This is a genomic window from Waltera sp., assembly GCF_046969025.1.
GTDB classification, from domain to species: domain Bacteria; phylum Bacillota; class Clostridia; order Lachnospirales; family Lachnospiraceae; genus Acetatifactor; species Acetatifactor acetigignens.
Genome location: NZ_JBKVQF010000023.1, coordinates 26,498 through 36,208 on the forward strand (window position 1 = coordinate 26,498; position 9,711 = coordinate 36,208).

Consider the following 9,711-nt stretch of genomic DNA (forward strand, 5'->3'; position numbering starts at 1 on the left):
GGTTTAGGTGAATTTATGTTTTTGAAAAAAAGAATTATCGCTACAGCAGCTGTGATAGCCATGGCTGCTGCAGCTGTTTACGGAAGTACGCAGGAGATGAGTCAGACACAGGAGAGCGGAAGCGGACTGCAGCTGTTTCGAGGAAAGGAGACAATCTATTGCTGGTATTCCGATGAGGCATTGTCCGGTTATATCAATGCGGCAGCAGTATCCTTCGGAGAACAGAACAATGGAGTCCGTGTGATTCCCGTACTTACTTCTGACAGTGAATATCTGGAAGCTATCAATCAGGAGACCCTGCATTCCGATCAGATACCGGATATCTACCTGTTGAGCAGTGACTCTCTGGAAAAGGCTTATCTGGCAGGACTGGCATCGAAAGTGCCTGACACTGTGGGAATCTGCAATACAGACCATTTTTCCCAGGCGGCTCTGTCTGCGGTAACCTATGATCAGAAGCTGATCGGTTACCCGGTTTATTTTGATACCAGTGCGTTGGTATATAATGAAGATTATCTTCGAACCTGGGCAACCCAGCAGGCGGAGAAAGAACTGGCGGGAAGCAGTGAGAATGATGAACCCATAGGGGAAGGAGAAGAGATCATCGAGGAAGATTCTCTTCCGGAAGACCAGACCACGGAACAGGTGACAGCGGATGAGGCAGCGGTAAATGCGCTGGCAGAGCAGTATTTCGCGGAAGCACTTCCCTCCACAGTGGATGATCTGCTGAATATTGCAGATACCTTTGATGCACCGGAAGGTGTGGAAGGTGTCATGAAATGGGACGTGAACAATATTTTCTACAACTACTGGATCGTAGGCAACTACATGATCGTAGGCGGTGATCCCGGGGATGACAGAAATGATATTGATATCAATAATCCGGAGACCATTCAGTGTCTGGAAGTGTACAAGGCACTGAACCAGTTCTTCTTTATTGAATCCGATACGGTGACTTATGATTCTGTGATCCAGGACTTTATCGATGGCAAGACCATGTTCACCATCGGAACCACGGATGTGGTCAAACGGCTGGAAGAGGCAAAAGCGGACGGCAGCCTTGCATTTAATTACGGAATTGCCCGTATGCCGGATGTCAGCGCCGAACTGCAGAGCAGATCTTTGTCTGTTACGGGAGCGGCAGTCATCAACGGCTATTCGGAACACAAGGAACTGGCGGACTGCTTCGCAGCGTATCTGGCAGAAGGATATGCGGACGGCCTGTATGAACGCTCCGGCAAAATGCCGGCAAGTCTTCAGGCGGCAGAGAATGCAGACAACGGTGCACTTATGATCTTTGCCGATGAGTATGCGGACAGTGTGTCATTGCCGAAGATGCTAGAGACGGGAAATTTCTGGATGCAGCTGGAAGTACTGTTTTCCAAGGTATGGAACGGTGACGACGTGACTACTCTGGTACAGCAGCTGGACGAGACCATAGCCGGACAGGTAGGTGGTACAGAGAACTAAAACCGTTACAATAAAATATGAATGAACGAACCGGTCACAGGATAGACTACTACTAAAAAGAAAAGGTGGTAGAATTCTATGATCGGTTTTTTGATTGCTTTAGTTTCCGGTGCGCTGATGAGCATCCAGGGAGTGTTCAACACCCAGGTGACGAAATCCACCGGCATCTGGACCGCCAGTGCATTTGTGCAGTTTACAGCATTGCTGGTATGTCTGGGGGCATGGCTGTGTACGGAGCGGACTTCATTCTTGAAGATAGCGCAGGTGGAGCCCAGATATATGCTTTTGGGAGGGGCCATCGGAGCCTTTATCACCTACACTGTGATCCGCAGTATGGATGCCCTGGGACCGGCCAAAGCGGTAATGCTTATTGTGGTCGCTCAGCTTGCTGTAGCATATATTATCGAACTGTTCGGATGGTTCGGTGTGGAGAAGCAGCCCTGGGAGTGGCGGAAAGCCATCGGCATGGCCGTGGCGATTGTGGGTATTGTGATTTTCAAGTGGAAATGATCCAGAGCTATCCGCGTAGCGGCAATTTTGCGAAGGGGTTCTGAATCGTTACCACAAATGCGAAAACGGCTTGTAAATTCCGTGCGATTCCAGTAAAATGAAAGTTAACAGCATAGAGAGGCAATCCCCTGAAATTTTGTGAAGGAATCAGGAAAATGGAAAGGGGACTATGATGTTTTCGATAAGGTTTTTTAAAACAAAATATGCAGGTTTGATCGGAATGTTTTTCAGTCTGGTGATGTTCATGACCGGCTGTCAGAGGAAGGATGAGGCCATTGTGCTGATTCCATCCGGAGAAGATGTGGCGGAATTTCCCTCACTGGAAGCGGTGGAACAGGCAGCGGAGCCTGCAGGCAGCAGCGTGACAGTGCAGGAACCGGCAAAGGCTGAACCGCAGATGATATATGTCTATGTCTGTGGCGCAGTGCGGGATCCCGGAGTCGTGGAAGTGCCGGAGGGCAGCAGAGCGGAGGAAGCCCTGCGACTGGTCGGAGGTATGACAGCGGAGGCGGATCCTTTTTATGTGAATCTGGCGGAAACAGTGACGGATGGTCAGAAGCTGTATTTTCCAACGTTGGAGGAAGCGGAGACTCTGGAAGCCGAGGTAAAAGCGACGGCGGAGGGACTTGTGAATATCAACACGGCATCTGCGGAGGAATTGTGTGCGCTGCCGGGGATCGGAGCTTCCCGGGCGGCAGATATTGTGCGCTATCGGGAGCAAAACGGAGCCTTTCAGACGAAGGAAGACATTATGAAGGTATCCGGGATCAAACAGAACGCGTATGACAAATTGTGTGATAAGATCACGGTACAATGAGGGCTTATGCCGGGACCGTGAAGAGAAAAGTAAGGGATAGAGAGGTTAAGGAAAGATGGCAGGCAAGAAAGTGCTGGTAGTGGATGATGAGAAGCTGATCGTGAAGGGAATCCGTTTCAGTCTGGAACAGGACAACATGGAAGTGGATTGTGCTTATGACGGTGAGGAAGCATTGCAGATGGCGCATAACAAGGAATATGACATCATATTACTGGACGTCATGCTGCCGAAGCTGACCGGCTTTGAGGTCTGCCAGCAGATCCGCGAATTTTCCAATGTACCGGTGATCATGTTGACCGCCAAGGGTGATGACATGGATAAGATCCTGGGACTGGAATACGGCGCGGACGATTACATAACCAAGCCTTTTAACATTCTGGAAGTGAAAGCCCGGATCAAAGCTATCTTCCGCAGAATGGAGCCGAAAAAAGGAACCACAGAGAACACCGGTATTCTGGAAAGCGGCGATATGAAGCTGGATCGTGACGGCAAAAGAGCCTACATCCAGGGCAGGGAGATCGGACTGACGGCCAAGGAGTTCGAAGTGCTGGAACTTCTGATGCTGAATCCCGACAAGGTATACAGCAGGGAGAATTTGTTGAAGCTGGTATGGGGTACGGATTATCCCGGTGATGTGCGTACAGTGGATGTACATATCCGGAGACTGCGTGAGAAGATCGAGTCCAATCCCAGCGAGCCCAGATACGTGCATACCAAATGGGGTGTCGGGTACTACTTTAATAATAAGTGAGACTATGAGAACCGGCAAAGATAAGAGGAAATGATTCGCCATGCTTGCATGTAAGAATCAATTTCTCTTATCTTTGAAGGTGGCTCGAATAGAGCCACCGCCACGCAAATGAACAAAAGTAGCTGCGAAGCAGCGGAGAGCACGATTTATCGTGCGGTTTTGTGAATGGCGTGGAGAGGTTCGGAACTGAGGTTTTTATACTGTGAAAAAATGGAATAAAGAACGTTTTGCAACTATATGGGAAAAGCTGGAGAGCATGATCGCGCTTCGAAGTCTGCGGGCGAGGATCTTCCTGCTGACGCTGGTGATCGGCCTGGTGCCTTGTATTGCCATGCGCCACGGTATCGTGAGCAATTACGAGGATCTGGCGGTGGAACAGCGAACCACAGTGGTACAGAACCAGTTGATGATCCTGGCCAATCATCTGATCAGCAACAATTATTTAAGCAGCCATGGTGTCAGAGAGGACACCGGCAATTCCAGAGAAGTCATCAATGCGGAACTGGAGATGCTGTCCAATCTGTATGAAGGCCGCGTTATGATCATCAACAAGAATTTCAAGGTGGAAAAAGATACCTACGGCATCAGTGAAGGAAAGACCATCATTTCCGAGGAGGTCATCAAATGTTTTCAGGGGGAAAACATTTCCCATTATGACCCGGAGCACGGTTACATAGAAATGACCACTCCCATCATGGATACCACGGCAAACACTACGGACGAAAACGGAAAAAGGAATCCGGATGCCATCCGGGGCGTTATGCTGACCAGCATTTCCAATGACAGTATCGTAAATGCCAAGGAAGTGCTGAATCGTAAGGCGTACATTCTGGAAGTGATCATGATGGTGGCAATCCTGGCACTGGCTATCATACTGTCCAGAGCTTTGACGAGACCTTTCAACAGAGTCACACAGGCCATCAATGCGGTAAAGGAAGGCTTCAGTGATGAGACGATCTCTGTGCCAGATTATGTGGAGACCGTACATATCGTAGATGCGTTCAACCAGCTGTTGAAGCGGATGAAGGCATTGGACGATTCCCGACAGGAATTTGTGGCAAATGTGTCCCACGAGTTGAAAACACCCATGACATCCATCAAGGTATTGTCGGATTCCCTGCTAGCACAGGAAAATGTACCGGCGGAGCTGTATCGAGAATTCATGGAAGACATTGCTTCCGAGATTGACAGAGAGAACCAGATCATTACGGATCTGTTGGCACTGGTAAAAATGGATAAAAAGGTACAGGATCTGAATATTGTATCGTTGAACATCAATGATCTGACGGAACTGATCTTAAAGAGACTGCGGCCCATCGCCCGGAAGAAGGATGTGGAAGTGGTATTTGAAAGCGTCCGTCCTGTGGTGGCAGAGGTGGATGAAGTTAAGATGACCCTGATCATGACGAATCTGGTGGAGAATGCCATCAAATACAATAAGGATCATGGCTGGGTGAAGGTGATACTGGATGCGGATCATCAGTATTTTACCTTTGAAGTCAGTGATTCCGGAATCGGTATCCCGGAGGAGGCTCTGGCACACATCTGCGAGAGATTCTATCGTGTGGACAAGTCTCATTCCAGAGAGATCGGCGGAACGGGACTGGGACTGGCGATCACCAAGAGCGCCGTCCTGATGCACAAGGGATCCCTTACGGTGACGAGTACCGAGGGGCAGGGCTCCTGTTTCCTGGTGAAGATTCCGCTGACATATATCGCCTCTTAGACGGAGCTGTTGTAAGAAAGATTGTGTAGTTATGAAGAGAGTTAAAAAATATGTTTTGACCGGTATGCTTCTGATGTTGCTGGCAGTCCTGACCGGCTGTGGCACGAGAGAGCCGGAGACCGGCAAAAAGATATCGGTGTATTATGTAAATACCGCAGAGACGAAGGTTGAGGTTCATGACCAGTATCTGAACACCAAGACACCGGAGGAACAGTTGGAAGAGACCATGACATTTCTCTCCACAACCCCGGAAAAGCTGGAATATAAGGCGCCTTTTGACATGGGATTTCAGGTTCTGGATTATGATGTGGAAGACGGAAAACTTGTGATCAATGTGGATAAGGCATATTCCGAACTTTCGGTCACCACAGAAGTACTGGTGCGGGCGGCCGTTGTAAGGACACTGACGCAGCTGTCCAATGTGAAATATGTGACGATTACCGTGGAAGGCAGTCAGTTATATGACAATGCAGGGGAATTGGTAGGCTGGATGAATGCCGAGCAGTTCATCAATAATGACGGTAACGAGATCAACACCTATGAACTGGTGAAGGTAAAGCTGTATTTTGCCAATGCAGACGGTGATAAGCTGATCGCGGCCTACAGAGAAAAGCATTATTCCACCAATACTCCGTTGGAGCGATTCGTGGTGGAGGAACTGATCGCGGGACCCAGCGGACAGATTGAGGGTCTGTACCCGGTGATCAATCCGGAGACCAAGATCATCAATATCCTGACCAAAGATGGCATCTGCTATGTGAATCTGGATTCCAGCTTCCTGACCGTGGTGAACAATGTTTCCACGGAGGTAGCAGTTTACTCCATCGTGAATTCCCTGGTGGAACTGGATAATATCAATAAAGTACAGATCCTGGTCAACGGCGAAGTGCCATCTACCTTCAGCAATTCCACTTTTGAACGGAATCTGGATTATGTAACGACTTTGGAACAGTAAATTTTGAATTTATGCGGGACAGGACTGTTTTTGTGTTGGACTGTCGGAACAGTCCTGACTGTGGGCAGGCGGGATTGCCTGCGGAAGGGAGCTTAATGAGACGACCGCTTTTTATGGCGTGTCTGTGTCTCGTGATAGTGCTCGCCATAGGAAGAATACTGACGGGGGCAGACACCGGGGATGCCGGCGTACTGCCGCCTGACGGAAGTCCGGTGAGGATCACGGGACGGATAGACACAAGAACTTCTGAAACGATTATTCTGAAATCAATTTCTATTATTCAAAACGATCTAAAATATTCCTATTCTGGAAAATTACAATGTGAGTTGACAAACACACAGGAGGTACAGAGCCTGAGACTGGGCCAGCATATTGTTCTGGAAGGCGTTTTTTCGCACTTCGATGCTGCGACCAATCACGGGGAATTTGACGTGCGGGCCTATTCTGCGGGAAAGGGCATCGGTGGCAGAGTGCGGAAAGCACAGGTTCTGGCAGCGGAGGAGGACTATAGCTTTTTGAGAGAAAAGTTGTTTGCCTTTCGAAGGAGATTACACGACAGACTGGCAAAGGTATTCCCGGAGAAAGAGGCTTCCGTTATGCAGACATTACTGCTGGGGGAGAAGGAAGAACTGGATGCGGAGGTAAAGGCGCTGTACCAGAGGAATGGGATCGCCCATATCTTAAGCATTTCAGGGCTACATATTACTTTGCTGGGGATGGGATGCTACCGGCTGCTTAAGAGACTGGGGGCTCCGGTCAGAGTGGCAGCAGCGGGAGGTGCCATGACACTGCTTCTGTACGGTATGATGGTGGGCATGAGTGTATCCGCCAGCCGTGCCATAGGAATGTATCTGCTGCAGATGTTGGGGATATTCGTGGGAAGGACTTATGATATGCTGACAGGTGTGGGGCTGTTGGCGGCATTGCTGGTGTTGCAGCAACCGGAGCGGCTTGGGGATGTGAGCTTTTTGATGTCTTTTGGGGCGGTGCTGGGGATCTGCTTGTTGACACCGGTGTTTGCCGGGGATGGTAGGGAAGATAATGCCGGTGTGGAAACGGCCAGTGGTGTGGTGGCAGGGCTTGAAGAGAAAAAGAGGGCCGACGGGAAGCGCGGACTTGGTGAGGCATTAGGCTTTGCAGAGAAAAAGAGGACTGATGGGAAGAGCGGATTTGGTGAGAGGTCTGACTTTGACACGGAACAGAGGAGACTGGGAAACGGGGGGAACGGTTTTAGAGTACCGGCATGGCTTCTGACCGTGACAGATATTCTGGGTGATTCCGCTTACGAGAGGAACAAGTACCGGGAAGGCTGGCGGAAGGTGGTGTATGAAAGGCTTTGGCGCATGGTGTCAGCACTTAAAAGCGGTTTTGCCGCCAGTGCCGGAGTTATTCTTTTTACGCTGCCCATACAGCTCTGGTTCTTTTATGAGATCCCTGTCTACTCGGTATTATTGAACCTGCTGGTGTTGCCCTTTATGAGTGTGGTGATGGCAGGGGGAATCCTGTCATTGATCCCAGGACTGGGAATTGCAGGGACGGTGGATTGTCTGATCCTGTGGTGGTATGAATGGATCTGCGAACGGTTCGGAGAACTGCCGGGAGCGGTATGGTGCGTGGGCCGCCCGGCAAAGTGGCAGATGATCGTTTATTATAGTGGGCTATTTGTGTTGATCATTGGCAGGAATTATGCGGAAAAATGGAAGCGACAAAGACTTTATGCAGCTTATGTGGCGGAAAATAATCATGGAGACGGACACCGCGCTGAAAGAGAAAGGCAGCGTCGGGAAACACGCGGAGTGGATGATAGCGGTAGGGGTAGAAAAAGAGAGAGTAACAGAAAAAAGATGCAGCACCCTGACAGGTACTCTGAAATATGTACCACCAGATGGCGACATGTTTTAGCAAATTTTTGGTATACATGGCAGGGAGTGATGACATATAGGAACGGAGTTATGTGCCGAATTGTAGCCGCAATGATTTTAGTATTAATAGTTGGTTTACTGACCGGCAATTTTGATCGGGGAAGCCGTGTGACTTTTCTGGACGTGGGACAGGGAGACGGTATCGTGGTGGAGACCGGGCAGGGGGCATATCTTTTTGACTGCGGCAGTACCAGTCGGAGGAAAATCGGTGAATATGTGTTGAAGCCTTATCTCAAGAGCCGGGGAATCCAGTCTCTACGCGGTGTGTTTGTATCGCACCCAGATGAAGACCATATGAATGGCATATTGGAACTGCTGGAGAACGGTGGAGAATGGGGAATTACCGTGGAGCAGATGTTTCTGCCTGCGATTACGGAAGCGGAGCGCAGGGAGGCTTTTGAAAAATTGCTTGTTGCCGCGGAATATGCCGGAGTACCGGTAAGTTACATAAAATGTGGCGATGAGATCAGGGATAGTCGACTCCGGCTGCGGTGTCTGCACCCGGAGGAGAATACGACCCTTGCGGATGCCAATGCCTATTCGGAATGCTTCTACGTGGAGGTATTTGCGAAAGCAGTGAAGCGGGGCGCGGCAGAGGGGATGGAAGCAAGTGGAGAGGGCGGAAGAGCTGCTAGCGAAGTTTACGGTGAGAACGGCAGCTTTGCTGTCGGAGTTACTGGTGAGAGAACCGGTCATGGTGATATCGGTGAAAGGAAAAACTTCGGCGTGGGTGCCGGGAAGCTAAGCATTCTCCTGACAGGGGATGTGGAAGGCGAAGGGGAGCAGCAGCTGACACAGGAATTGCAGACGTTGAAGACGTTACGGGTAGCGCAGGAATCACAGGCTTTGCAGAATGTGCGGAAATTGCAGGAATCGCAGGAACCGCGAGAACAGCAGGAACTGTGGGAATCACGGAGACAAGGGGGCTTCAAGGTAGACATCCTGAAGGTAGCGCATCACGGCTCAGGCTATTCCACCAGTTCTGAGTTCCTTGCCGCCGCCGGCCCCGCTGCCGCCATTATCTCCTGTGGTCGTAACAATTCCTATGGCCATCCCCATGCCGCGACGCTACAGCGCCTGGAAGATGCTAAGGTCCCCTGGTACCTCACCACTGACTATGGAGCCCTGACAGTAACCGTCGACAGTCACGGAAACCGGCTGAAAGGGTATCTGAGAAGAAAATAAGCCGTTGGGGTTCTAGGTAGTTGGGGCATGAGAGGAAGAAAAGTAAGAATAAGCCCCGAGGAAGCCAAGAAGCCGGGGGGTGAGAGAAAGAAAAGTAAGAATAAGTCCCGGGGAAATCGAGAAGCCGGGGCATAGGAGGAAGAAAAGTAAGAATAAGCCCCGGAGAAGTCAAGAAGCCGGGGCATGAGAGGAAGAAAAGTAAGAATAAGCCCCGAGGAAGTCAAGAAGCTGGGGCGTAGGAGAAAGAAAAATAAGAATAAGCCCCGGAGAAGTCAAGAAGCTGGGGCGTAGGAAAAAGAAAAGTAGAAATAAGCCCCGGAGAAGTCAAGAAGCCGGGGCGTAGGAGAAAGAAAAGTAAGAATAAGCCCCGGAGAA

Annotated in this window: 7 protein-coding genes; all 7 read left to right on the plus strand. The window is 50.0% G+C overall.

The window, feature by feature from the left end; translation table 11 throughout:
* Positions 1-15 precede the first annotated feature (15 nt).
* Positions 16-1,470 carry an extracellular solute-binding protein gene (locus tag ACLTOH_RS12170; protein ID WP_022312413.1) on the plus strand — a complete coding sequence of 485 codons (1,455 nt, stop codon included), beginning with the start codon at positions 16-18 and terminating at the stop codon, positions 1,468-1,470.
* 78 nt (positions 1,471-1,548) lie between these two features.
* Positions 1,549-1,980 (plus strand): DMT family transporter, encoded by a 432-nt coding sequence (locus tag ACLTOH_RS12175; RefSeq protein WP_022312412.1) that lies wholly within the window; start codon positions 1,549-1,551, stop codon positions 1,978-1,980.
* Between the two features lie 220 nt (positions 1,981-2,200).
* A complete protein-coding gene (locus ACLTOH_RS12180) occupies positions 2,201-2,797 on the plus strand; it encodes a helix-hairpin-helix domain-containing protein (protein WP_181968755.1) in 597 nt (198 codons plus the stop codon).
* A 55-nt stretch (positions 2,798-2,852) separates the two neighbouring features.
* Positions 2,853-3,548, plus strand: coding sequence for a response regulator transcription factor (locus tag ACLTOH_RS12185; protein WP_022312410.1), 696 nt, complete (start codon positions 2,853-2,855; stop codon positions 3,546-3,548).
* A gap of 202 nt (positions 3,549-3,750) precedes the next feature.
* Positions 3,751-5,274 (plus strand): sensor histidine kinase, encoded by a 1,524-nt coding sequence (locus tag ACLTOH_RS12190; protein ID WP_022312409.1) that lies wholly within the window; start codon positions 3,751-3,753, stop codon positions 5,272-5,274.
* Positions 5,275-5,305: 31 nt separating this feature from the next.
* Positions 5,306-6,229 (plus strand): GerMN domain-containing protein, encoded by a 924-nt coding sequence (locus ACLTOH_RS12195; RefSeq protein WP_227062272.1) that lies wholly within the window; start codon positions 5,306-5,308, stop codon positions 6,227-6,229.
* Positions 6,230-6,324: 95 nt separating this feature from the next.
* A complete protein-coding gene (locus ACLTOH_RS12200) occupies positions 6,325-9,336 on the plus strand; it encodes a ComEC/Rec2 family competence protein (protein WP_412224182.1) in 3,012 nt (1,003 codons plus the stop codon).
* Positions 9,337-9,711: the final 375 nt, after the last annotated feature.

What these genes read in the sequence shown, in the direction of transcription:
- ACLTOH_RS12170 (WP_022312413.1), top strand. Translation starts at nt 16, where the DNA reads ATGTTTTTGAAAAAAAGAATTATCGCTACAGCAGCTGTGATAGCCATG.
- ACLTOH_RS12185 (WP_022312410.1), top strand. Translation starts at nt 2,853, where the DNA reads ATGGCAGGCAAGAAAGTGCTGGTAGTGGATGATGAGAAGCTGATCGTG.
- ACLTOH_RS12180 (WP_181968755.1), top strand. Translation starts at nt 2,201, where the DNA reads ATGTTTTTCAGTCTGGTGATGTTCATGACCGGCTGTCAGAGGAAGGAT.
- ACLTOH_RS12175 (WP_022312412.1), top strand. Translation starts at nt 1,549, where the DNA reads ATGATCGGTTTTTTGATTGCTTTAGTTTCCGGTGCGCTGATGAGCATC.
- ACLTOH_RS12195 (WP_227062272.1), top strand. Translation starts at nt 5,306, where the DNA reads ATGAAGAGAGTTAAAAAATATGTTTTGACCGGTATGCTTCTGATGTTG.
- ACLTOH_RS12200 (WP_412224182.1), top strand. Translation starts at nt 6,325, where the DNA reads ATGAGACGACCGCTTTTTATGGCGTGTCTGTGTCTCGTGATAGTGCTC.